Source organism: Shewanella sp. UCD-KL21, from assembly GCF_001957135.1.
GTDB lineage: Bacteria > Pseudomonadota > Gammaproteobacteria > Enterobacterales > Shewanellaceae > Shewanella.
In genome coordinates this window covers 86,986-113,294 of record NZ_MPHK01000011.1, presented here as the reverse complement: position 1 = coordinate 113,294, position 26,309 = coordinate 86,986, and the positions used below count along the sequence as shown (strand labels likewise).

19 protein-coding genes are annotated in these 26,309 nt (G+C 41.4%); 6 read left to right on the top strand and 13 right to left on the bottom strand.

Features of this window, described 5'->3' with window-relative positions:
- Window positions 1–11 precede the first annotated feature (11 nt).
- The 4 genes from tkt to BM739_RS11685 form a co-directional block, all read right to left on the bottom strand.
- Window positions 12–2,006 carry a transketolase gene (tkt, locus tag BM739_RS11700; RefSeq protein WP_076540816.1) on the bottom strand — a complete coding sequence of 665 codons (1,995 nt, stop codon included), beginning with the start codon at window positions 2,004–2,006 and terminating at the stop codon, window positions 12–14.
- A gap of 409 nt (window positions 2,007–2,415) precedes the next feature.
- On the bottom strand, window positions 2,416–5,994 hold the full coding sequence (locus BM739_RS11695) for a S8 family serine peptidase (protein WP_076540815.1): 3,579 nt from the start codon (window positions 5,992–5,994) through the stop codon (window positions 2,416–2,418).
- 58 nt (window positions 5,995–6,052) lie between these two features.
- The gene (locus BM739_RS11690) at window positions 6,053–9,826 is read right to left on the bottom strand and encodes a S8 family serine peptidase (RefSeq protein ID WP_076540813.1); all 3,774 of its coding nucleotides are present in this window, start codon (window positions 9,824–9,826) and stop codon (window positions 6,053–6,055) included.
- Window positions 9,827–10,010: 184 nt separating this feature from the next.
- Complete coding sequence (locus BM739_RS11685; protein WP_076540812.1) at window positions 10,011–12,098, bottom strand: winged helix-turn-helix domain-containing protein; 2,088 nt, start codon at window positions 12,096–12,098, stop codon at window positions 10,011–10,013.
- A gap of 786 nt (window positions 12,099–12,884) precedes the next feature.
- Between BM739_RS11685 and metK the strand changes: the two genes are divergently transcribed.
- Window positions 12,885–14,036 carry a methionine adenosyltransferase gene (gene metK / locus BM739_RS11680; protein WP_076540810.1) on the top strand — a complete coding sequence of 384 codons (1,152 nt, stop codon included), beginning with the start codon at window positions 12,885–12,887 and terminating at the stop codon, window positions 14,034–14,036.
- 72 nt (window positions 14,037–14,108) lie between these two features.
- Here the strand turns inward: metK and BM739_RS11675 are convergent, their stop codons facing one another.
- Complete coding sequence (locus BM739_RS11675) at window positions 14,109–14,708, bottom strand: flavin reductase family protein (protein ID WP_076540808.1); 600 nt, start codon at window positions 14,706–14,708, stop codon at window positions 14,109–14,111.
- 325 nt (window positions 14,709–15,033) lie between these two features.
- On the opposite strand from BM739_RS11675, the gene BM739_RS11670 reads away from it, so the two are divergent.
- Complete coding sequence (locus BM739_RS11670; RefSeq protein ID WP_083698140.1) at window positions 15,034–15,603, top strand: GNAT family N-acetyltransferase; 570 nt, start codon at window positions 15,034–15,036, stop codon at window positions 15,601–15,603.
- Between the two features lie 95 nt (window positions 15,604–15,698).
- Here the strand turns inward: BM739_RS11670 and BM739_RS11665 are convergent, their stop codons facing one another.
- From BM739_RS11665 to BM739_RS11655, 3 genes are all read right to left on the bottom strand, one after another.
- Complete coding sequence (locus BM739_RS11665) at window positions 15,699–16,073, bottom strand: hypothetical protein (protein WP_076540804.1); 375 nt, start codon at window positions 16,071–16,073, stop codon at window positions 15,699–15,701.
- A 94-nt stretch (window positions 16,074–16,167) separates the two neighbouring features.
- Window positions 16,168–16,722 (bottom strand): GNAT family N-acetyltransferase, encoded by a 555-nt coding sequence (locus BM739_RS11660; protein WP_076540802.1) that lies wholly within the window; start codon window positions 16,720–16,722, stop codon window positions 16,168–16,170.
- A complete protein-coding gene (locus tag BM739_RS11655; protein WP_076540800.1) occupies window positions 16,719–16,946 on the bottom strand; it encodes a hypothetical protein in 228 nt (75 codons plus the stop codon). Before BM739_RS11655 ends, BM739_RS11660 begins: the two co-directional genes overlap by 4 nt.
- A gap of 190 nt (window positions 16,947–17,136) precedes the next feature.
- Here BM739_RS11655 and BM739_RS11650 point away from each other — a divergent pair, with 190 nt between their 5' ends.
- Window positions 17,137–17,553, top strand: a complete 417-nt coding sequence (locus BM739_RS11650; protein ID WP_076540798.1) for an META domain-containing protein — start codon at window positions 17,137–17,139, stop codon at window positions 17,551–17,553.
- 78 nt (window positions 17,554–17,631) lie between these two features.
- On the opposite strand, the gene BM739_RS11645 is transcribed toward BM739_RS11650, so the two are convergent.
- Together BM739_RS11645 and BM739_RS11640 are read right to left on the bottom strand one after the other, a co-directional pair.
- Complete coding sequence (locus tag BM739_RS11645) at window positions 17,632–18,972, bottom strand: dicarboxylate/amino acid:cation symporter (RefSeq protein WP_076540796.1); 1,341 nt, start codon at window positions 18,970–18,972, stop codon at window positions 17,632–17,634.
- Between the two features lie 273 nt (window positions 18,973–19,245).
- On the bottom strand, window positions 19,246–19,632 hold the full coding sequence (locus tag BM739_RS11640; RefSeq protein ID WP_368483157.1) for a hypothetical protein: 387 nt from the start codon (window positions 19,630–19,632) through the stop codon (window positions 19,246–19,248).
- A 98-nt stretch (window positions 19,633–19,730) separates the two neighbouring features.
- On the opposite strand from BM739_RS11640, the gene BM739_RS11635 reads away from it, so the two are divergent.
- The gene (locus tag BM739_RS11635; RefSeq protein ID WP_076540794.1) at window positions 19,731–20,186 is read left to right on the top strand and encodes a GNAT family N-acetyltransferase; all 456 of its coding nucleotides are present in this window, start codon (window positions 19,731–19,733) and stop codon (window positions 20,184–20,186) included.
- A gap of 132 nt (window positions 20,187–20,318) precedes the next feature.
- On the opposite strand, the gene BM739_RS11630 is transcribed toward BM739_RS11635, so the two are convergent.
- The 3 genes from BM739_RS11630 to BM739_RS11620 all read right to left on the bottom strand — a co-directional run bounded on the left by BM739_RS11630 (window position 20,319) and on the right by BM739_RS11620 (window position 24,474).
- Window positions 20,319–21,686 (bottom strand): L-serine ammonia-lyase, encoded by a 1,368-nt coding sequence (locus tag BM739_RS11630; protein ID WP_076540792.1) that lies wholly within the window; start codon window positions 21,684–21,686, stop codon window positions 20,319–20,321.
- 190 nt (window positions 21,687–21,876) lie between these two features.
- Entirely contained in the window at window positions 21,877–23,169 is a 1,293-nt protein-coding gene (locus BM739_RS11625; RefSeq protein ID WP_076540790.1) for a serine/threonine transporter, read from the bottom strand.
- Window positions 23,170–23,739: 570 nt separating this feature from the next.
- Window positions 23,740–24,474 carry a ribonuclease H family protein gene (locus BM739_RS11620; RefSeq protein WP_076540788.1) on the bottom strand — a complete coding sequence of 245 codons (735 nt, stop codon included), beginning with the start codon at window positions 24,472–24,474 and terminating at the stop codon, window positions 23,740–23,742.
- 103 nt (window positions 24,475–24,577) lie between these two features.
- Between BM739_RS11620 and yjjX the strand changes: the two genes are divergently transcribed.
- Together yjjX and BM739_RS11610 are read left to right on the top strand one after the other, a co-directional pair.
- On the top strand, window positions 24,578–25,135 hold the full coding sequence (yjjX, locus tag BM739_RS11615) for an inosine/xanthosine triphosphatase (RefSeq protein WP_076540786.1): 558 nt from the start codon (window positions 24,578–24,580) through the stop codon (window positions 25,133–25,135).
- Between the two features lie 81 nt (window positions 25,136–25,216).
- Window positions 25,217–26,257: an NADP(H)-dependent aldo-keto reductase gene (locus BM739_RS11610; protein ID WP_076540784.1), complete on the top strand. Its 1,041-nt coding sequence runs from the start codon at window positions 25,217–25,219 to the stop codon at window positions 26,255–26,257.
- The last annotated feature ends 52 nt before the right edge of the window (window positions 26,258–26,309 follow it).

Below are 26,309 nucleotides of genomic sequence, written 5' to 3'. Positions count from 1 at the left end.
TCGCTTAGGGATTAACCTAATGAGTTAACCGTATTAACGACATTCTCAACAGTAAAGCCGAAGTGTTTAAGTAAGTCGCCACCTGGCGCTGATTCACCAAAGGTCGACATACCAACCACTGCGCCATTGAAACCAACATACTTATGCCAGAAATCAACGTGAGCTGCTTCAATCGCAACACGCTTAAGTACTGATGAAGGTAAGACAGACTCTTTATACGCAGCATCTTGCTTATCAAATACGTTCGTTGAAGGCATAGAAACAACGCGAACCTTTTGACCTTTTTCAGTCAATGCTGCTGCCGACTCTAATGCAAGTTGTACTTCACTACCTGTGGCAATCAAGATAACGTCTGCAGTGCCTTCACAATCAGCAAGTACGTAACCACCTTTAGCAACATTGGCTAACTGCTCGGCTGTGCGCGCTTGTGCTTTTAGGCCTTGGCGGCTAAAGATTAATGAGGTTGGCGACTTGCGCGTTTCAATTGCTGACTTCCAAGATACTGCGGTTTCAGCAGCATCACATGGACGCCAAACCGTCATGTTTGGTGTCATGCGTAAGTTAGCTAATTGCTCAACCGGTTGGTGAGTTGGACCATCTTCACCTTGGCCAATTGAATCATGGGTATAAACAAAGATATTTTGAATGCCCATAAGTGCTGACATACGTACTGCATTACGTGCATATTCCATGAACATCATGAAAGTTGCACCATAATTGATAAAGCCGCCATGTAATGATGCACCATTCATGATCCCGCTCATACCAAATTCACGTACGCCGTAGTAGATGTAGTTACCAGCTGGATCGTCTTGAATACCTTTTGAACCAGACCAAAGGGTTAAGTTTGAACCGGCTAAATCAGCACTACCGCCTAATAACTCAGGTAGCATTTCACCGAAGAAACCAATGGCATTTTGTGATGCTTTACGACTGGCAATGCCTTCAGCTTTATCTTGGCACTCTTGAATAAATGCTTGTGCTTTAGCTTCGAAATCTGCTGGTAAGTCACCGTTTAATACACGACGTTCAAATTCAGCAGCAAGCGTTGGCTCTGCCGCTTTATACGCTGCAAATTTTTCATCCCATGCTTTTTCGTTAGCCACGCCAACTTCTTTAGCATCCCAACCTTGGTAAACATCAGCAGGAATTTCAAATGGCGCATGTGGCCAGCCAAGGAATTCACGTGCTGCAGCGATCTCAGCATCACCCAGTGGTGCGCCGTGACAATCATGGCTACCAGACTTGTTTGGCGAACCAAAACCAATGACAGTTTTACAACAAATCATTGTTGGTTTGTCTGTTACTGATTTAGCTTCTGCGATTGCAGCGCGAATAGCATCACTGTCGTGACCATCAACACCCGCAATAACATGCCAGCCGTATGACTCAAAACGCTTAGGGGTATCGTCAGTGAACCAGCCTTCGACGTGACCATCGATAGAAATACCATTGTCATCCCAGAATGCAACTAGCTTACCAAGACCTAAAGTACCCGCTAATGAACATGCTTCATGGGAGATACCTTCCATTAAACAGCCATCACCTAAGAAACAATAAGTGTTGTGATCAACAATCTCGTGACCTGGACGGTTAAATTGTGCTGCTAAGGTTTTTTCAGCAATCGCCATACCGACAGCGTTACTGATACCAGCGCCTAAAGGGCCAGTAGTGGTTTCAACACCCGGTGTGTAACCAAACTCTGGATGACCCGGTGTTTTAGAATGCAGCTGACGGAACTGTTTTAGTTCTTCAATCGGAAGTTCGTAACCCGATAAATGCAGTAAAGAGTAGATAAGCATTGAACCATGACCATTTGATAAGATGAAACGGTCGCGATCGGCCCAGTTAGGATTGGTTGGGTTATGCTTTAAAAAATCATTCCATAACACTTCAGCAATATCTGCCATACCCATTGGTGCGCCTGGGTGTCCAGAATTTGCTTTTTGAACGGCATCCATACTTAACGCACGGATTGCGTTGGCGAGTTCTTTACGAGATGACATGCTCTCTCCTGCTTGTTGATGATGAGGTCTAGCGGGCAATTGTGGGGACATATTTTCCCCTACTCAGCGATGGGACGCAAATTATAATTAAATATAAGTAGCAATTTTTTATCCCAAGCAATACTGCTTACACCTGACGATATTATTAATGGCTCGATTTATACCATGTTATCGGTAACATTTAAATCACATTTACACCAATAATTAACATTTTGTAAAAGTTGAACTTTGGATGCGTTGGGGAGCCAATAGCTGAAATGATAACGGGAAGGAAAAAAAGGCCAACATCCTTGTTGGCCTTATAAAGGTCATTAAACAATAAGAAGTACTGCCACCAACCCGATTAATTATATGACTTGGTAATTAAAGGGGCTGATATTAACAACGAGTTTACAGTTAGTTTTTTAAACTATTTCTGAACACGTTTACGTTGGCGAATACAAGCCATGATAAGTAACATCATCCAACCCATACCCATAGCGCCACCGCTACTGCTTTTAGTTGGTTCTTCGATTACTGGAGGTATAACCTCTGGCGCTGCGGCAACCGTTAGTGTGAACATACTAAATGCTGATAACTCACCATCTGTTGCAGTCACTTTAATTTCAAATGTCCCCGCTTCAGTCAAGCTGCCAGATAACGTCATGCCATTGATACTTAATGAATCAAGACCTGTGACGCTGTAGGTCAGTTCTTCGCTTTCTGCATCAGCAAATACATCTGTTAAATCAACAGTAAAGGCAACACTGCCTGAGTCAGTAAGCTCAGTTTCAATATTGCTAAGTGGATTAACTACCGTTGGCGCCGTATTAACTGGCACTTCAACAGGAGCCAAACCTTCAACTTTAACCAGCGTAGCACCAATATTGCGTTTAAGGTTTGCCTTAGTCCCAAGCTCTACTAAGCCGTAATAGACTTCATTTTCAGCCAATGGTTCTAATGATTCAGAATCATCAAGGTAGCCATTCACTGTTAACGTCACATCAAACTCTTCATCTTGAGCTACTGCGACTGGCGCATCAACATCAAACGAAGCTTCATTGGTATAACCAACATGAGTTAATCGAATAGTGACATCATCAGCTTCATCTTCAACTGTGCCACGATAATTATGAGCAAATATCCAATAGTTACCTGTAGGTGGCGTTTCAATCAAACAACGCTCATTTGAGTCTTCATTACCACTGATACAGGCCAGAGAATAAAACACCTCTAAGGCACTAGGAATACCATTACCATCCTCATCAACACCAACAAATAAATCCATATCAGGTGAGCTTGAGTCAATAATTTCAACCACTAAGCGCTTAGTATAAGGTTTAACGGTTGTCGCGATAGTATGGATAGTATGCTGATGCATCCAAGGGGCATTTCGTTCAGCATCATTTGATGAACCAATTGCAGAGCCTTCAAACAGTTGTGACTTATAAAGACCAAACCCTTTAACCTGCAGCTCGGTACTCCCTGAACTGGTGATATCTTCAATGACGACTTGGTTTTCAACATTGTTGATTTTAGCTGAGACTTCCGCTATCACTTCACCAGCTTTAAAGCCAATAGTTGCCTGCAGATGAGTATCACTCATGCTGGCATCACTGTTGATTAAGTTTACATAACCATGAACCCATTCATCGGCAAGATTTTCATTTGCTCGAGCAGTGATGGTTATCTCTTGAGAGCCACCTGCTTGTAAGCTAAACGTTGCTGGCGAGACTTCTAAGCTAAAGCCATCATTTAAGTATTCAGGCGCTGCAGTCCAACTGCTGGCTTGGGTCGCCGTTACAGTTCGAGTCCAACTACAAAATGAAATACATAAATTTTGCACCATAGATGTTGAGTTAAGGGTACTTGGGTCGCCATCTTCAGTCGGTGAAGCATCTAAATAATCTTGCTTAGTAATATCAAGTAACAGGCCTGCATTAACGGCATCATTAATGCGTAAACTACCGGCGCCTTGATCAAAGAAATCAGAGCGTTCAGTAACCCCATCAAAATCATCATCTTTATAGGTCACCTGATGGGCAGTTGACATCATTGCTGACTGAGCCTGTGCTGGTGTCCAGTCAGGATGAGTCGCTTTTAGTAGCGCTAATGCACCAGCAACATGGGGACTAGACATTGAAGTTCCCGACATGGTGGTGTAAGGAATATGTCCGCCTTCTTCAGCATATGGCATATCTTCAGCATTAGCGGCATAAATATCTACACCAGGGGCTGCAATATCAGGGGCAAAGATATTGGGATATGGCAAGTTAGGCCCACGAGAAGTAAAGCTACCAGCAATATCACCCGCAGCAGGATCTTGAACCATTGATGACGCGGTAATCGTCACTTGATGATCGCTACCTGTTGCTAACCAATCAACGAGAGTTTGACCGTTATCCATATCCAAATGTATGGCAGGGATAAGATGGTTATCAGCATTGGTAGAGTTGGCATCAACGTCGGTATTAATCAAAATCAAACCACCAGCGCCGCCTAACTGAACGTTAAGCCCTTTACGCACTCGCGCAATATCACCACGTTCACAGATAACAATTTCACCATCAAAGGTACCCGCTTCAAATGGCTCTAAACATAATGCATCGCCAAAATCTTCTGCTAACACTACCTCACCAGTGTATTCCTGTGTAGCACCTTTACCGGTTAACGCAGCAGGAGTTGACTCGCCACCAATAAAACCTGTTAATTCTTTAGCTGTAAAACTTCTGTCGTGCGTATAAGCCGCAACTGTGGTTATCCAAGGTGAGTTACCAGGTGAGCCCACAGTTTGTGCATCTGGGCCACTATTACCGGCAGATGTTGCCACATGGATACCTGCATCACGGGCATTTAAAAATGCCAGAGAATCTTCAGATGTCCATGGATCACGAGCTGAACCGCCCACAGAGTAATTAATCACGTTAACGCCATTGGCAATTGCATGTTCAAGTGCCAAAACTGTTAATTCTGGGTAGCAACCATAATCATCACATACTTGGTATGAAACAATATTCGCATGGGGCGCGACACCACTAATATCATCGAAAACATAACCGCTTTGACCAGTTATCACGCCTTGTTCATCTGTCACACTTAGGTAATAATTTACATCATGTAAAATATTACCTGCTGCAGTTGAAGCAACATGGGAGCCATGACCATTAAAGTCATAACCTACTTTAACTTTATCTTCGATATCATCATAATTGTCATCAATGATGGCTGAACGAGAATCGACAATTTCAGGGTAACTAACAATACCGATGAGCTTATCATTACAGTATTTAGGGTAATCTTGACAATCACCCAAATAATTATTTTCACCTAATGGATTGATATGTTGATAACCATCAACACCTTGGGCTGCAAATGACGGGTGAGTCGCATTAATACCAGTATCAATAATACCGACAACAACCCCTTCACCTTGCGTGCCAACACCCGAGGCTGAGCCATCCCAGATTTGTTTCGCACCAATAAATGCAGGGCCTGATGAAGTATGTAATTGGTGCAAACCAATTTTTTCAACATTTTCAACATCGTTATCTTGTGCAATAACGGCTGCTTCAGCAGCTGTCAGCTCGACAGCAATTGCATTCAATAATACTTGGTACTGATGTTTTGGCGTTAAAGTACGTCTGACTTTAGCGCTTAAATTTTGGGTAATTGTAGCTTGCTGTTGTTCAAGGTATTGGCCGTAATTAATACTGACTCTAGAGTTTAAATCCAACACACCTTTGGCTGTTTTATTTTTTTGGTTAGATGCCTGAATGTTGGTAGCACTATAGCCCATAATATCGCCTTGATAACTGGCGACAGGACTATCTTTAAAACGTACAAAGTAAAGTTGATCTGAACGAGTTTTATCACCGCGGACTTGTTGTAATTTTTCTTGACCCGGAATGACAGAATTGATCTGTTTTACATCATCACTAGCAGCAAAACCTGAGTTGACCATGGTCGCTGCGGTGAAACCGAGAACCAAACTGATACGACTTAATTTCATTTGATTTTCCTATTTATATAAAAAAGGGAAAACCCAGTAAGGGTTTTCCCATTAACACTTATGGACGACGACGAATCGCAACCAAACCACCTAACAACAGTGATAACCAACCTAAGCTGCCGCCTGAACTTTTAGCTTCAAACTCAGATTCAACCGTCATACTATGACTTTCTTCATGGATACCATCTGAAGCAATCACGGTTAATTGATAAGAACCTTCCTCTTCAAGTTCACCTGTAACACTCATGCCATCGATAGAAAGTGATTTAAAGCCGCTACCTTCTACAGAGTAGCTCAATACATCCCCTTCAGGCTCAATAAATAAACCTGAAATATCAATACCAAACGTACCAGCCTCACCTTTTTTGAATACCATAGTAGGTACAGATAGTTGCGCAGCTACCGCCTGGTCCAACATTGGTGCCATATCATTAATGTTATTAACGCTAACGTTAATCACCGTTGTTTCACCAACTGATTGACCTTTTTGAGTCACAACTTTAACGTCGTAGCTAGTGGTGTTTTCAAAATCTAAAGCTTCAGGGTTAGCCACATAAAGCTCATGGGTTTGTTGATTTATCGCAAAAGGGCTACCCGGTAATGAGTTAACGATATGTAATTCAAACGCTTCAAAGTCTGTAGGGCCGTATGCAAAGAAACCCGCCGTATCAAGTTCGATGGTACCGACGATGCTGTTCACCTCTGCAGTCTCATCAATTGCGAACGATTGATTTTCTTTAACTTTAGCGACAATGGCACCATCACCATCAGCATATGAGTTGTAACCAATTTCAAAGTAATCATCATTAGTACTCATAACCAAGAAGCCTTTAGGTGCTTCAGGGCCACCGACACCAGCCATTTCACTTCTACCAGCTGAGGCAATATAGACTTCTTGTCCAGGCTCAACCGTCAAGGTTTGAGCAAAATCCATCGTCGTTAAATCATCTTCTTCACCTTTAACAGCAAAACCGACTTTAACTGAGCGATCAAAGACAGTGTCAGAACACACCTCTTGGCCTGCCCACTCATCAAAATAACAAGATGAATCAACACTATAAGTGCCGCCTCTTACAGGGTTAAACTGGGCAATCGGTGCTGCATAGTCATTACCTGAGTCACGGTCAGTTTCAATATGAAAACCTAGGTTTTGATCGAAATCTTCAACACTATCTAACTCATGATGAAATAAATCTTCTACACAGATTTGTGACACGACATTACGACCATTATTGGTGAAATAAGTCGGTAAACTAGATTCAGTTAGTCGAGCTGCAGGGTTTTGCCAGTCATACGCTTGGTTATAATCAATAAAATATGTTGTTGGTTGGCCTGCATCATTTAAGCTCACAAATGGCTGGTTAATCATCTCAGCTTCATCCCAGATATTGGCACCTGTGAATGATTCATTCCAACCGTTATCTAACACCGCTTGTTCATGAAATAAGTCATAAAAGAATAATCTATCACCCACTTTATCGATATAATTTGCTAAGCTCATTTGTGCAGGTTGGAAAAAATTAACTGCAATGCTTAACTTTTTACCTGTAACGCTACACATCGCATCATCAAAAAAAGCCCCACCAACAGCACGAATTTTATGACCCTTTAACTCTGCTTGTTCTTCTGTCTCTGTCGGGTTATCAATCAACAATGGGAATGCTTGAAGTGTCGTTGGGGTATTGGAATGATTGACAAATGAAGCGACAAAACTCTGATAATCAGAGTAACCGTTTAGATCTGGGTAATGATTTAGGGCCCACTCAAGATGGTTATATTCAGTTTCATACGTGTCAGGGTTCCAGCCTAAATACTCAGGAAACTCAGTCGCATTTGGTCTTTTAGTTACAGTGGTATTATTGCGGGCTTTAACCATCCAGCCTAAATTAAGCTCAGGTTTACCTTCTGATGCCAGCGTGATAAAGCCATTTAATTCAGTCAGAGTTAAATTCGCATCGGTATGATCTGCCGTCATCATTAATGGCCATTGTGGCAATTTTGTGCCATCAATGAATAAAGTTACTGGCACAACAATACTTGAGTTTGCAGGAATACTAACTGACTCAGGTAGAGTAACCATTAGTGCATCATGAGCCGGTTTTTCACCTGTAGGTTGGTAGCTGACTGAGTAAGTTTGTGCACTATCTGATACGTTTTTAATGACGAGGTTTTTATGGATAGTTTTACTGTCAGCAACTTCGTGCATGCCAAATTGAATATAGGGTTGGCTACTATCCGCTTCCCACATAACCAATGGTGATGCGACTGCATCTTCGACACTTTCAACGCCGTGACCTACCGATAAAATCTCAGCAGCTGTCATTCCATCTGTACGTAAAATGCCATTATTTACTGCTGTATTAGCTAATATCGCTTTAATCTCTACAGGGCCAAATGACGAGTGATGACTTTTTACAACAGCTGCTGCTGCAGCAATACGTGCAGCGCCTGCAAGTGCACCAGAACGAGACCCAACTCTAGCGGCGTCAGCATCCTCATTTGAAATCAATACCACTGGCTGATTGTCAGTATAAGTCACTAACTCAGGTTTAAGTGCTTGTGAGCCGCGAACGGGCCCCATTGGCGCCCATGATGGTACAACTAATGTATCGTCATCACCACGTTCCACAGCACCAACTGTAATCACAGCTGTAGGGCTACTATCGTAAGCTAACCAGCTGCGGTGTTTGGTTTCTGCCATACCATTTAACGAGTATTCAGCTAAATTACCAGAGTGTGAAACAACCGTTAAGCCTTGAGCTGCTGCGCGAGTTATCATTAACTGCATTAAGCCGACACTGGCATTACCGTCAATATCATAAAAAGCCGCAGCTCCACCTGCATCCATTAATGCGATATCTAAATGATCAGACATATCGCCATCTTGGTTAGGATCAAGAATATGCTCTAGCGCCTGGATGACCGTAGCTGCGGTAGGGCCTCGACCAGAAATATAGCTCGGGTCCCAAGTGGCACCAGAAACGTTATAAACTTTATAGGCATGTAATTTTGCAGCAGGGGCTAATTGATGAACAATACTGGCAAGCTCAGTTCCCATACCCGTTGGATAAACCCAGCCATTCCAGCTTTCATAAGATAAATTTTGATCGATAGGGTTGGCATCTATACCAAAGTTTTCGCTGGCTAAATCCCAACCACCGGCAACCACTTCAGTTGGAAAACCGGCATATTCAATTGCGCCATATGACATTGCTTCTAGGTAACTGCCCGCTTCTGGCGGTACTTCAGCATCGCTAGCATCACCATAAACACCTGAACCACCGAACTCAGCTAAAGTATAATCGATACCTGTTGAAATAATGGCCACGCTTACACCCGTACCGGCAGTCTCACTGCCTGTATATGGCGTTAGCATTGTTATTTCTTCTTCTGCATCCGCCGCGACTGTTGCTGTATTCAATTGAGCGTTGTTTACTGCAAAGTTATGCTCTGCCGCAACAGGGCTAAGACGCTCTTCTTTAAATACGTTAGTGACATTAGCTAAAGCACGCATTGATGGTAAATATTGCGGATCAATTTCAACAGTAACCAAGTTAGCCAACAGGCTAGAATTAAAAATCACTTTGGCTGAACTGTCGATTTGATTAAGGCTTTGAATAAAGGAATCTTGAGACTGCTTTATTTGCTGTTGAATTTGCTTACTAGAACCAGTCGCTACTGTGGTTGGATGTTCTAAATAAAATGTGTAAGCAGCGCGCTCAACATTTTGACTATATGATGATTTTGCATCATTTTGAACAGCGGCCTGAGCGGCTCCTGACAAAATAGCTGCAGAGACGCACACGGCGACTACACATTTATTAAATTTCATTTCCATTCCTTCACGTTAATTTGTGTTATTTGGCCTTTTATAAGGCTCTAACTAATTAGTAACGTGTAAAGAGCATAGTCACAACAAACGCTAGCTCACTTAATACTCCATTTTATCTCTCAGCATCTCTTCTGGATATCTTTTAAATATCTTATTTTTTAAAAACAAGATCTTACATGCAATTTTAGAATTGGTAACTTGCAACATCTGCCTCGTTAGCGACTTTAAGCGTTAACAATAAAGACTGCTCATCGGCACTGGATAAGCCAAAAAATTTACGAATTGTATTAGCGGGAAATGACATCACAGTTTCAACGTCGCCCGTGGTATTGATACGCTGAACTTTATCTTGTTGGTTTGTTCGCTCAACAAAATAAACAAAGCCATTTTCATAGAAAAATGAGCCGAAATCATACTTAGCTAAACGACTGGTAATTTGGGTACTTTGATTATTCTTAGCGTCAAAGCGCCAAATACCATTTAGATTAAAGCGTGACATATACAGCACATCGGGTGATTCACCTTCTACCGCGTAATTACCTTGGCCTATTTTAATCGGCTCTAGTTTCCCCCCTAAGGAATAACGGTATATACCACTTCGGTCGTCTTTCGTTCCTTTGAAATAGATGGCTTTACCGTCTTTTGACCAACTTAAATTATCAGCAGCAAGCTCGCCAATATCGACACTTTCAAATAACTCTGACTGAATATTACCTAAATAGAGTGTTTGCTGTTGATCTCGGTTAATGTTGACAGCAAACATTTCACTAATTGGTGAAACACTAGCAATACCGGCATTACCCATATTCCTCGTCAGATTTTTGCTGTTAACCTGATTGTTTTTCCAAATCGACCACAGTTTGGAACGATTAGATAAAAATAAAATATCCCCAGTCGTTTTTGAATAACGGGCATACATGTCTCGTGAAGATGAAGAGATTTTTCGCAGTACTTTTTGATTTTGATAACTCAGTTGAGCAATATACTCTTTTGAAATATGCTCGCTAATAAATAGCGTCTGGGTTACATCGGAATAAGTGACGCTACTGATTAAACCAGTAAATGGAATGGTATGCTGAACATTACCTAACAGATCAATTTTAGATATCACTAAATTTGACCCTTCGATATGATTCACATAAAAGCTATCATTTTGATAACTAAAGTCATAGTCAATAATACTGACACTATTTGCTATTAAATCAATAGTTTCGTTGTCAGCACGTTTTAAAATTAAGCTCATTTGAAGCGATGAGCTTTTCTCTCGAATAAACGCAAACTCATCCTTATTGCTTAATTGATGCGGCGAAAAGTCCACCTCATTTTTACCAGGAAGAGTTAATTGTGTGCTTTGCTTTGTCGCCATAGAATATGAAAATAGTGCAACTCTATCAGTAAGTTGCTTGGCAAATATCAGCGTATCTTCATCAGTGCTTGACCAAGTTAGCACCCGCTTAAATGGCAGATAAAAACACCCTTCTGTCACGAGTTCATCAGTATTATTTTGTAAGTGCCTTACTCTTACTTGGCAAACACCACTGGCTAAAACTCGCACGTAAGCCAGTTTTTGATCGGACGGGGACCAGGCAGGAGAAGCCTCTTCACTATCGACAAACGAAATTAATTTCAGTGGTGAGTCATTGTTATTAAGCTCTTTAATATAAATTTTGCCCGGCTGCAGACCATTACGCCATTGCATCGCAAGGTATTTGCCGTCATTGGATACGGCAATATGCTCTTCAACCCCTTCAAAATTGGTCACTTTACTTTTTATTGGTGACACTAAAGCAGCTGCGGCTTCAGGCTGGGTAAAGGATTTGATAAATTGATAAGCGGAATAACCGAGTAGTATCACAAATACGAGCACAAACACAGCCAACACAGTATGTGTACGGCCAGCCTTTTCGTTCGAGATATCAGAAAGACTAACCCCCTGCTCAACTGGCGCTAAAATAAGCTTAATCGGCAACACCAGTTGGTAACCAAGCTTTGGTAATGTCAGCAGTAAATCATCTTCAATATGTAAATCTTTAAAGGATTTTCGTATTAACCATACTGAATTAGTGAAACCTTTTTCACCAACAGCCTGATTACCATCCCAGATGGTATCAATTGCAGTTTGGCGAGAGACAATATGATCTGGACTATCAATAAACAGTTTCAGCAACTCAAACACTTTAGCCGACAACTTAATTGTCTTATCACCACAGCTTAAGGTCATTATGCTGCAATCTAACGTACACGGCCCTATTTGATACTGAAGTAATGCCATCAAGTCTCACCTAGTAATTTGTTATTATTATTATTTTCACTAGTCATCATAAATATAAATCAAATAAAAACCATTCTACATACAAGCCGTTTGATACAAAATTAATTAAGCAACTGTTAAGAAAGGAATTAACCAGCGTTACAACTTGTATCAAAACGTAAACAGTCACTTTATATACATAAATATTGTTAGTTATACCTTGGTAGTATACAAAATAGCGTACCAGCTAACAATTGCGTTTACATTTATTTAACAAGCGATTTGTGTTGATATTAGTGCTTTTTCCAGTGAGAAACGCTAAAGGCACAGCAGCATTATTTAAAACACAGCTTACTTGTCCGATTTTATTCAATAAATGCATAGGGTTAACCAGACTATTTTTTATTCAGAGCTTACCTTCACTCAATGCAAGTCAAACTCTGTATAAATAGCATAAAGTGGAACATGGCTGGTTTATACAAGGCTTAATGACCATAGTTCTAGTAAGTCATTAGGAAATTCTTTATTGATAAGCCCACATCCACTGGCTAAATAAATTGTTTAATTTAGCATACAGCCTTCAAAAATATCACCACAAAAAACAACATAAAATCAATACAATCATAACGATAATAACTATTGATTTCTGAACAAGCTTTTTGGTTAAATTTAATTATTTGCGGCATTGCACAATTTTTGACTTATTATCGTATTGGGGGGTGTTATCATTTTTAAATTCGACTAAAATAGACGTCTAGATGTAGATACCTCTACACGTTCAAATTCAAAAAGACGAGATTTCCCATTATGGCAAACCACTTGTTCACCTCTGAGTCGGTCTCAGAAGGTCATCCAGATAAAATCGCTGATCAGATTTCTGATGCAGTATTAGACGCAATTTTAGAGCAAGACCCTAAAGCGCGTGTTGCTTGTGAAACTTACGTAAAAACAGGCATGGTATTAGTCGGTGGTGAAGTCACAACTTCTGCATGGGTTGATATCGAAGAAATCACTCGTAAAACCGTACGTGAGATTGGTTACACCCATTCTGATATGGGTTTTGATGCTGATTCTTGTGCCATTTTAAATGCTATTGGTAAGCAGTCTCCTGATATCAACCAAGGTGTTGACCGCAGCGATCCTGCAGAGCAAGGCGCTGGCGACCAAGGTTTAATGTTTGGTTATGCAAGCAACGAAACTGACGTATTAATGCCTGCTCCTATTACTTACGCTCACAAACTTGTGAAGCGTCAGTCTGAAGTACGTAAAGATGGCACCTTACCTTGGCTTCGCCCTGATGCTAAAAGCCAAGTAACCTTTGCTTATGATGAAGGTAAAATTGTTGGTATCGATGCAATCGTATTATCAACTCAACATCGTGAAGATGTTAGTCAGGAAGACTTAATCGAAGGCGTAATGGAAACCATCATTAAGCCAGTTTTACCATCACAATGGTTAAACAAAGATACTAAGTACTTCATCAACCCAACTGGCCGTTTTGTTATTGGTGGCCCTGTGGGTGACTGTGGTTTAACCGGACGTAAAATTATCGTTGATACCTATGGCGGCATGGCGCGTCATGGTGGTGGTGCTTTCTCAGGTAAAGATCCATCAAAAGTTGACCGCAGTGCAGCATACGCAGCACGTTATGTAGCGAAGAACATCGTTGCAGCAGGTCTTGCAGATCGTTGTGAAATCCAAGTTTCTTATGCAATCGGTGTGGCAGAGCCTACCTCAATTAGCATCGAAACATTTGGTACCGGTAAAGTATCAGAAGACGTATTAATTAAGTTAGTTCGTCAACACTTCGAACTACGCCCTTACGGCTTAACAGCGATGTTGGATTTGGCTCGCCCAATTTACCAACAAACTGCTGCATATGGTCACTTCGGCCGTAACGAATTCCCATGGGAAGCGACTGATAAAGCTGAAATATTACGAGCAGACTCAGGTCTGTAATTCGTTCAAGTAAATTCAGCACAAAAAACCGTCATTTGACGGTTTTTTTATGGCTGCGATTCAATCATCGAATTAACGTGTGAGGTTAACTTTCTCTCTCGTTAAGCAGTAATCGCTACCGGCCATTCTTCCGATAACATCTAATTTGTCACTGTCGATTCTAAAATCATCAATAATGTCATCTCTGACATGGATCGCGACGACATCACCTAACACCAAATGGCCCGACTGCGGCCCATGGCCTAGATCGATAATCTGATTGAGTTTACATTCAAAGCTAATTAGGGCTTGTTTTACTAAACTAGGGGCAACGTTTGTGGCGGCGACTTTTTCAATACTGGCATAGTCAAATTCATCAACATCTGCCGCGACTTGATGACAGGTTTGATTCATGGCAGCCAAGTCTTGATAGCTCACAGTGTTGATCACAAACTCTTGCTGCTGGCGAATATTAACTAAGGTATCTTTCTCTTTACCTTCATCCGCCCCCATAGGATTAAAGCACAGCACCGGTGGATTGGCGCTTGCCACTGTGAAAAACGAAAAAGGCGCAAGATTAGCAACCCCTTCAAGCGATACAGTAGAAACCCAAGCAATGGGTCTAGGACTGACACCGCCAATCAATAATTTATACATTTGCTGATTGCTCAGCTGTTGTGGCGACAATATCATGAGTTTTCCAACCGTATCTCGACTAATCAAATAAGTGTAGCTTGCGTATAAACACAAAAAATAGTGATGCATTAAAAGCAAACAAAAACAGCATGTTGAAATAATAACCCAGTAAACTAGCATTCAGCTATTATTCAAACAAGCCCATTTCAACCACCATAGCAACAAACATTCCATTAACATATCAAATCAGCCATTAGACTGACTCAGTAAACCTCGTCACCATCTTAATCTGTCATTAAATTTGCTAATATGCTTCTGCCAAGCACTTAAAGGGGGAGTTATAGGACTTAAATGCCCTATGTTTAAGGCTCAATGACTTTTTATGAATGAAGAATACAACAGCAAACTGAAAAGGCGTGACATGCAACAAACTCAATGGATCGTTACTGAACCATCAGATCCGGCAATGCAAATGATCCGTCTTCAACAGCTACAGTGGTCGGCATTAAAACAGCTGTACCGCCAACAAATGCCGTACTCGAAACCCACATTAAAAGACAAAATTGCAATTATTAGCAGTGACAATCAGGTTAGCGCTGAAATGCATCACAGCGGTGACACTAACGCTAGCACTGACGTAAATCGCCCAAGGGCAAATAACATTATCGCCGCCATCAGAATTAAACCGGTGGGACAATGGCAATTAATTACCGGTCTTGTGGTGTCCAGTGAGCATCGCGGCCAAGGCTTGGCCCACAAGTTACTTGAATTCATTACTCCAGAACTACAAGCAAATGATTGCTACGTTTTCGCTTTGCCTCACCTAAGTCATTTTTATCAACAACATGGCTTTGTAAAAGTACAACTGGCGGTTAATGACATTCAGCAACTTTATCTAAAGCACCATTTAGCGCAAAAACCATTAGTGTTAATGAGGCGACAAACGCTTTAGTTATCTGAGCCAGTTATTTACTCGAGTCATTTGCGAGAGTCATTTGCGCTAACTAGATAATGTAATCAACGGATAAGCTTGCCACAAAGAACAAACTAGCAATGGTCAAAATGTGCGGTTTCCACGCACATGAATGAAATTTGTTGCAATGACAAAATAGGTACCGTGATCTTAACGGCAGTTGCTAACTCTATTAGGGCGGCATCCTCAATAAGCAAAATCGGCTGTTGATAACCATTAGTGCGTCCACAGCTAATCCACTGTTGCAGCCACTTTACCCCATAGATTAATTGCGCTGCTTGAGTATCGCTATTTGACTCAAGCTGAGCCTTGATTTCATAAGCCTCAAATTCACACCCATTTGCCGCCAATACCCCGGCTACTATTTTGAGGTTTTCAAATGCCGATAACCTTAAAGGTAAGTAGGCGGCAAATAAATCATCAAATTGCGCGGCTGTTATTTGTTCCATTTAAACCTCATTAATAATGTATTAAGTTTAAGTACATATAAACTCAAACAGGCCTGCTACTTAAACTAGCAGTGCTTTATGTCATCAAGCACTGCTAATAGCTGGCACTCACAGCAAGTACTAACAAATAGTAATCACGCTGCTGAAAGCCAAAATAATCGACTACTTCCATCGATGCCTTACGGGTATGCGCGGCAAATGATAATGCATTATCTTCAGCAATGAAGGTGACCATATAAGATAACTTTTTGCCTACATGCCTTGCTAACTGACTAACCAGTTGTTCAAAAATGCCTTGGCCGCGATGATTGCGATGGATCCAAATAGGACCATATTGGCAACTGTTACTCTCAGACAAACGGCTATAACCCATTTCGATACTGGGTATGCGCTTTAATATCGCTTGATAGATAGGCCAAGACTTAAAAATAGACCACGGGCCGGCAATCACATAGCCAATGATATTACCTTCTATCACAGCCAACATAATCCACCCCTGATTTATCAGGGTTAATATTTGTTGCTGTGAGAAGCTTTGACCAGTCATCGCTTGAGTCTCTGCGCCTAATTCATCATGCAGATGCGTCAGTTCAAGTTGGGCGATTTCTGCCGCATCTTTTATTTGCGCTAATCGATAACTAACGGTCATTTATTCTGCTCATCATCAACTGAATTAGGTTGCTGTTTCTGTGCCCAGCCAAAAACTAACGCTATCGGGTAAGGGGCCATAATCACAAAACCAATCCCAATTAAGCTGGCAATCAATAACATCCCAGAGACTTGGTTTGCCATTTCAGTAAATAAATACAGGCCCGCACCTGCAGCAACAGCTAACAAACCTAGCGAATGCAATATCTTAAAAATTTTATTCATTTAAATAACTCTTACTGGCTGATCTCGTGAGTATATCGTCAGATACCGATATGATACTGCATGTCATTGCAGCCACCTTACTCTTTAATGCTACATTCAATATTTTCATTAATTATTATTCAAGATAAAAATATTACTTAAACTCAGTATATACTAAGGATATTGATGACCCTATTTGGAAATGCCTCTCATGTTCAAACCCCTCTTTGGTGCTTGTTTCGTTATATTTGGACTTAGTGCTTGTCAAAGTACCCCGCCACAAGTGGAAGCTGTGAACTTACTTGGCAGTTGGCATATTGAAACCGCCTTGTCTAATCCGGTGATTGATAATAGTCCAGCCCAAATCACCTTTGCTGAAGAAGGTAAATTATCCGGCAACAACAGTTGTAACCGCTTCTTTGGTGACTATAGCCAACAGCAAGATCTACTGTCATTAACGCCTGCCGGCACCACTAGAATGGCTTGTGTTGAAGTATTGATGCAGCAAGAACAAGATATTATGAAAGCAATGCCACTAGTCAGTAACATTAAGCAATCGGCATCGGGTAAGTTATTACTGAAGTCTGAAGATGGCGCCACATTGCTAGTCTTAGTCAAACAAGACTAGATTTTAATTGGCTTTAATATATAAAAAAGAGTGAAGCCATGGCTTCACTCTTTTTGTATCAATCGTTAACTCAATGGCTTAGCTAGGTGTTTTTACCTGAGCCGCCTCACTTTGTTGTAACTCAGTTTCCGCCTGCTGCACAATAACTGCAGACTGCTCCATATCCGCATTGTAATGCTCAACATCCAGCTCATCTTCAGAACGGGCAATAATGGTGGTTGCCACTAGATCACCAGATACGTTAACCACCGTTCGCGCCATATCTAAAATTCTGTCGATACCGGCAATAATAGCCACGCCTTCAAGAGGTAAGCCTACCGTTGTCAGCACCAAGGTTAACATCACCAGACCCGCACCAGGCACGCCCGCTGTACCGATAGATGCCAATGTCGCAGTCAAAATGATAGTAATATAATCGACCCAAGTTAAATCAATACCAAAGGCTTGGGCTACAAATAATGCGGTTACGCCCTGATAAAGTGCAGTACCATCCATATTAATGGTGGTTCCAAGCGGCAGCACAAAGCTTGAAATCTTCTTATTTATGCCTAAATTTTCACTGGCGCACTTCATACTTGCAGGTAAGGTTCCTGCTGAACTTGAGGTAGTAAATGCCACCGCAATGGCATTAGCAATACCTTTAAAGAACTGTAATGGGTTTAGCTTGCCAAACACAGTTAACACTACACTGTAAAAACCTAATACATGTAATGCACAGCCCAAGTATACCGCGACGATAACCTTAATTAATGGCATCAACATATCTAAGCCATACTCACCAGCAACCCATGCCATTAAACCAAACACACCATATGGCGCTAACTTCATTACCATGTCAGTTAGTTTGTACATAGCTTCTGCTAAGCTTTCAAATAGACGAATAGCAGGCTTACCACGCTCACCAATCAGAACTAACGAAACACCTAAAGCCACAGCAAAAACAATTACCTGTAAAATTTGGCCACTGGCTAAAGCTGCTACTGGGTTAGTCGGCACAATATTAATTAAGGTCTCCATTAGCGTTGGCGCAGCTGTTAAATCGGCAGCAACTTCAGCACTTTCAAGGCTAAGCCCTGCACCTGGTTGCATGATATAACCCACAAGCAGGCCAATACTGATAGCAATCGAAGTGGTGCCTAAATAAAAGGCAAAAGACTTAAAGCCAATTCGGCCCATTTTCGCCGTGTCCTGCATAGAGGTCACACCAACAATGAGCGAGCAAAATACCAAAGGAATAATTAACATTTTGATGGTATTTACAAACAAAGTACCAATGGGTTTTAAATAGTTGGCATCTTCACCTAGGCTTATCCCGGCTATGATACCTAGCACCATACCAATGAGGATTTGTAACCACAAAGGAACTGACATCCAGCGAGACCAACCTCGACCGAGAAGAGAAGGAGCATGTTTTGACATTTAAGAAACCTTTTGAATTATTTTGTAGGGTTGAGTAATGACATTCGCTGTAGTTATTCATATCCGAAACTATTTTCAATATTCCACCAGGGAAAGTGTAAAAAATCCGCATAAAAATCAGCGAAGCATACTAGCATGACTAATATGTGGAATGAGGTAATCTAGCTCATTTAAAACAAGTCTCTTTGCTATAAGATATCCAGTGTTATTAAAGCTGACTTTTTGTTATTATTTCGCAACCTCATTTAACCTAGCAGTAAGCCCAATTAACACCTAAGCTTCAAAAACACTCTCATTATTAACGTCGCCAATCTTCAAGGAATAGAGTGCCGCCGGCGGGCGTTCTCTTTCGATTAAATAACTCCAATAGTCATCATCAAAACCTGCAAGAAAGTTATCCTGTTTACCACGAGATTTTAAGATTAACCACCACCAGACAATACCCCAACTACCAAAGGTGGCTATGGTGAGGATAAAGTGAAACAAATGGTTAATCGAAGGCTGTGAAAGCGATTTTACTGTAGTAGCATGAGCTAGATGCTGCCGATTAGGATGCGACATATAGCGTATGACACGAAATTTATAATATCGATATGGCGGTGTATCCATGACCACATCGACCTTATTTATTGACTTGTTTTTTGATTTTGACTTGCTCATAACCGCCTCCTAAAACAAAACAAGTATGATTATTAAGCATAGCAGCTTAGACTTTAGTCGAACAAAAATTAGCACTATTTTTACATCAAGGACCCACAATGAAAATTAGAAAAGGCCAAGATACTGACTTAGCAGCATTAGTTGCATTTAACCAAGCGATGGCAATGGAAACAGAGCAACTACACTTGGATAATGAGCAACTCACCAAAGGGGTGAGCACTATGCTAAACAGCCCCGAAAAAGGCTTTTATTTAGTGGCTGAAATTGATGGAGACATCGTGGGGTCATTAATGGTCACCCTTGAGTGGAGTGATTGGCGCGCAACTAACTATTGCTGGATCCAAAGCGTGTATATCCGTCCGCAAAATCGTCGCCAAGGGATTTATGGCAAGCTTTACCAGCAAGTAAAAGCAATGGCTGAGGACATGGGCGGCGCGGCTAGTTTCAGATTATATGTAGAGCATGATAATCATGCCGCCCAGCAAACCTATAAGGCACTCGGCATGGAGCAAAGCCATTATTTGATGTTTGAACAGCTTCCAGAAGCTAACTAATCAGCGCTAAATATCAAAAAATCTCAATAAAAAAGGCTTTCAAATGAAAGCCTTTTTATCATGACATCAGTTCAATAAATTAATTAATGACGCTTCAAGTTGTGATTTCAAGCTGTGATTTCAAGCTAAAAATCAAGCACAAAGGTTTGTCACTTTAATGGCTAAGCCGCCTTGACTGGTTTCACGGTATTTAGAGTGCATGTCTTTGCCAGTCTCATACATAGTCGCAATCACTTTGTCTAAGCTCACTCGAGGCTCTGAATTACGACGAAGCGCCATACGCGATGCATTAATCGCTTTAACAGATGCTATGGCATTACGCTCAATACAAGGCACTTGCACTTGACCTGCCACTGGATCGCAAGTTAACCCAAGGTTATGCTCCATGCCGATTTCTGCCGCCATACACACTTGTGAAGGTGAGCCGCCCATTAACTCCGCCAAGCCCGCCGCCGCCATAGAACACGCCACACCGACTTCACCTTGACAGCCCACTTCAGCACCAGAGATTGACGCATTACGTTTATAAAGCGAGCCGACTGCCGCTGCTGCTAAAAAGTAGCGACTGCATTCTTTAGGACCCACCTTTTGAATAAACTTATTATAGTAAGCTAATACCGCAGGAATAATCCCAGCAGCGCCATTGGTTGGCGACGTCACCACGCGGCCACCAGCGGCATTTTCTTCGCTAACGGCTAAGGCAAATAAGTTAACCCAATCAATGATTTCCATTGGATCATTACTTAACAGTTCACTGCGCAATAGTTCACGATGTAAAGCTGGCGCTCGGCGTGACACTTTTAGCGGCCCCGCTAACACCCCTTCAGTATGACAGCCCTTTTCAATGGCGTTTTGCATGGTTTTCCACACTAAACTAAAGCCTGCGTACATATCTTCTTCAGTACGAAAACACAGCTCGTTTTGCTTCATCAAACCACTGATACTTAAACCTGACTCTTTGCAGTGCGCCATGAGTTCATCGGCAAAATTAAAGTGATAAGGTACTTTTACCCCATTCGTGTGAGTTTGATTAAACTCAGCTTCATCAACAATAAAGCCGCCACCAATGGAGTAGTAGGTATTACTGTACACACAGTCATCACCAATCCAAGCATGCAACTTCATCGCATTTTCATGTAATGGCAGAGTTTCAGGATGAAACACTAATGCATCTGTAGGAAACGCCACATGATGAATCGCATCACCAATGATAATTTCTTGAGTTTTAGCCACTTGAGCAATGAAGGGTTCAATGGCTTCAATATCCACAGTTTCAGGCTCATTACCGGCTAAGCCCATAATAATAGCAATATCGGTATGATGACCCTTTCCCGTTAGTGACAAAGAACCGTAAACATCCACGGTAAACTTAGTAATTTGTGTCAGTTGCCCTTTATTGATTAAATCATCAATAAATCGATTAGCCGCTTTCATTGGGCCTACGGTATGAGAGCTTGATGGACCAATACCAATCTTAAAGATTTCAAATGCACTAAACATAGATGTACCTCATCACTTTTGTATCTAAGGGCGCGGCATTGGCTATCATGTCAAATCAACATCGATTTCACTTAATTAGCTTATTTAACTTAATTAAGTTGCACCAAAACAACACACTAAAACAGGAAAGATAAAACGGGAAAGAGGAGCATCAAAGATACTCCTCTACTACAGCAAAACTTGAAGTAATTTAGCTCATTAAGCCAAATAGAATCGCTGTCATAGCAAGTAAACCAGCAATAACCACAAACACATTACTAATGCGGCCGCGGTAAGCTTTTAGCGCAGGTACTTTATGTACAGCATACATAGGCATTAGATAAAGGATTGCCGCAATAATCGGGCCGCCTAACGCTTCAATCATGCCTAAGATACTTGGGTTAATAACTGCAACAGCCCAAATACTTAAGAACATAAATACCAGAATGCCTTTGTTGATTTTGGTATCTGAAATATCTTTTTTACTGCTACTTAATTGCTTAGTAATAATCCCTTTTAAGCCTTCAGTTGCCCCTAAATAGTGACCAAAGAAAGACGAAATAATCGCAATAAACGCAATAATAGGACCAAAGTAGCTCACAAAACCACTTGAATGCACATTAGCTAAGTAAGACAGAATGGCTAAGTTTTCACTCTTAGCTTCAGCAAGTTGCGCTGGGCTTAATGATAAAACACATGAGAATACGAACAGCATCACGAAGCCCACAAGCATCATTGAAGTATTACGTAAAATTACATCTGCTTTTTTAGCCGCATTGTTGCCATGCTCACGCTTAAGTGACACTGAGAATTGTGAAATAGCAGGAGAATGGTTAAAAGCAAATATCAATACCGGAATGGTTAACCAAACAGTACCAAAAAACTCACCTGCTGAAGGCACGACTTGTAGCGCATCCATTTTCCAATCGGGAATTAAATAAAATGACATAAATGCCAGAATAGCGACCAATGGGTAGACTAAAAACTGCGTCACTTTCAACATGAACTTTTCACCCGCAACCATCACTGACATCATGCCAATGATCAATAAAGCAGATAAAAGAACACGTGGAGGAGAAGCAAAACCTAGCTGATGGACAATGAAACTATCAACTGTGTTAGTAATACCAACACCGTAAATAAGCACAATAGGGAAAATAGCAAAGAAGTATAAAACAGTAATCGCTTTACCTGCGTTTACGCCAAAATGCTCTTCAACCACTTGAGTAATATCACTACCTGGTTTTTTAGAAGAACACACAAAGCGAGATAAACCGCGATGAGCAAGGTAAGTCATAGGACCAATAATAACGGCCATCATGACTAAAGGCCAAAAACCGCCCATACCCGCATTAATAGGTAAAAATAAAATGCCTGCACCAACTGCAGTGCCAAATAAACTTAGCATCCACGTAGTATCTTGACGACTCCAGCCTTTAACTTGAGTTTGCTCACCTTGGGTTGCCACAGCAACATCCTGCGCACTGATTGTATCTCTTTGCATGAAATAACCTTTAGAGGTAACTGATTTTGACGCGGAGAATACAGTGTTCTTAATTAAGAATAGTGATCTAGCTCATTTTTTTGATCTCACACAGCAATAAGAAGGGCGTAATGTGCGCATGATCAAGTATTAACTTGGTTACTAATACAGCTTCATTAACAACAATTAATTTATTGCCAACATTAGATTCAAATGACCAACAGCGAATGTACTGCAAAGTCACAAGCCAAAGGGGTTTAAACACTAATAATCTAGTGAATACTTGAGTATTTCAATCAAGTAATTCAAGATTTTTTGATGATAAAATCGCCTTGTCACTGTCGAAGGGGAAACGAGAAGGTTAGCTTGAAACAGAAGGTTAGCTTGAAACAGAAAGTTATCTTGAAACAGAAAGTTAGCTTGAAACAGAAGGTTCGCTTGAAACAGAAAGTTCGCTTGGAACAGAAAGTTAGCTTGAAATACCAAGTCGACTAACAGCTGAGTTAATACCCACTCAGCAAAACGTCGAATTTAGCTATTCACAGCGCTAAACTCGACTTCACTCCAGTGACATAGCCTATAAGGAGATCACTAGCCCGTTCTTAAACTTAAAATGGCGGCTATATCCAGCGGCTTGTCATATTTGACAAACTCAGTCAGTTTTTGATCAATGGCGTAAATCGACATGCGATCGGCCAATTCATTGCCTTCAATCCCCACGTGGGCGGCAACGTGCTCAATCTCCATATCATCTTTAATGGCATCATAAAGTTCATGTGCTTGTTTAATCACTTCAAGGTTAGCAATATCACCAGCAGTCTTGCGCTTCCAGCCTTTTGACTTCCAGCCATAAGCCCAATTGGTGATGCAATTAATCGAATATTGAGAGTCACTAAGAATTTTAACGCTTTGATTAGCCTTAATGGCCTTTTGTGCCACTAATAACGCCTGATATAGGGCATTTAATTCAGCACTATTATTGGTGCCATTGGGATTATATAAACCAAACCACAGCTCAGCGACTGCACCATCACGGTAAATCGCCATGCCTGATCCCGCTTTACCTGGGTTAGGCTCGCAGCCGCCATCAGTAAAAACCATCACCTCATGACTGGATAAATCCATTTTAGCTTTGCTGCTCGATGTTGTTTTAGTGGCAGCGCCAGCTTTACTTTTAGCGCTAAAAGCCGCTTTAGCCTCAGCCTCAGTCGGGAAAGATTTGTATTTTGCTTGGGGAAATTTATCCACCTGCTTCTTGGTATAATCCCAACTGGTAAAAATGCCGGTTTCACGCCCAGCCCAAACCACATAAAACTTCTTCGCCATAATGACTTCTCTATAAAATCGCTTAAGATACTCAATGCGCATCAGTTTAGCGTATGACGCAGCAAAATCACCAACAGATCAGTAAAACTTGGATACTTAATTTATGTCTCAAGCACCACTCACCATTATTGTCGGCTCAAATAACCCGGTAAAAATCAATGCTGCCAAACTGGCCATCAGTCAGTATTTTCCTGATCGCAAAATTAATTGCAGCGGCATGCATGCGCCCTCGTTAGTGGCCGATCAACCGATGACAGATGCAGAAACCAAACAAGGGGCCATTAATCGCGCCCAGTTTTGCCAGTCGCAATATCAATCAAATGCCCAAGAGGCTGACTTTTTTATCGCCATGGAAGGTGGCGTTGATAATTTTGACCATGGCCCAGCAACATTTGCTTATATGGCGATTATTCATAACCAACAACTATCAGTTGGTCGCAGTGCGCTACTGCCATTACCCGCTCAAGTTTACCAAGCACTAGAGCAAGGTGAAGAGCTCGGCCATGTTATGGATAAACTATTTAATACCCACAACATTAAGCAAAAAGGCGGCGCAATTGGGTTACTGACTCACGGCTTAGCAACCCGCGAAAGCATTTATACCCAAGCGATTATTCTGGCGATGGCGCCGTTTATGAATGCTGAATTTTTCAACAAATAAATTCACCATGGTGATAAGTTACTTTGTTTTCTCAGCAAAGGTTGTTAACTTCAAAGTAACTCGTTTCCATAGGAGAATTAAATGGAATATCAACGCATAGCGCATTCTAGCCTTGATGTTAGCAAGATTTGTCTTGGTACCATGACATGGGGCGAACAAAATACCCAAGCCCAAGCTTTTGCACAAATGGATTACGCCATTGGCCGCGGAATTAACTTTATTGATACCGCTGAAATGTATCCTGTGCCACCCAGTGCTGACACCCAAGGTGAAACCGAGCGCATTATTGGTCACTACCTTAAACAAAGAGGCAATCGCGATAATTTAATCATTGCATCAAAAGTGTCAGCTGCAGGCCCTAAAAGTGATTTTGTTAGACCAAACATGGCCTTAGATTGGGTTAACATCCACCAAGCGGTTGATGCATCATTAGAGCGACTGCAAGTTGACACCATTGATTTATATCAGCTGCACTGGCCTGATAGACACTGTAATTACTTCGGTGAGCTACTTTATGATCAACTGGATGATGAGCACCAAACACCGATATTAGAAACCTTAGAAGCATTAGCCGAAGTCATTCGCCAAGGTAAAGTGCGCTATATCGGCGTGTCCAATGAAACGCCTTGGGGCTTAATGCAGTACCTTCGATTAGCCGAAAAACATGGCTTACCGCGTATTATCAGTGTGCAAAACCCTTACAACTTACTTAACCGCAGTTTTGAAGTGGGCATGTCTGAAATCAGCCACCGTGAAGAATTGCCCTTGCTGGCCTACTCACCTTTAGCTTTTGGCGCATTAACAGGTAAGTATGAAAAGAATCAGTGGCCAGAAAACGCCAGATTAACGCTATTTAAGCGCTTTGCTCGCTATAACAGCACCGCAATGGCCATTGAAGCCACCCAAGCTTATGTGGATTTAGCCCGTGAGTTTGGTTTGTCGCCAACCCAAATGGCGCTCGCCTTTGTTAATTCAAGACGCTTTGTCGCTTCAAACATTATTGGCGCTACCAATCTTGAACAGTTAAAAGAAAATATCGATAGCCTTGATGTTAGTTTATCCGCTGAGCTTATTGGCCGCATCAACGAGCTGTCTAACCTTTATCGCTTACCTTGCCCATAACAAGTGTGAATAACAGGGTTTAATAACACCTTTTGCCAATCAGCATATTGAT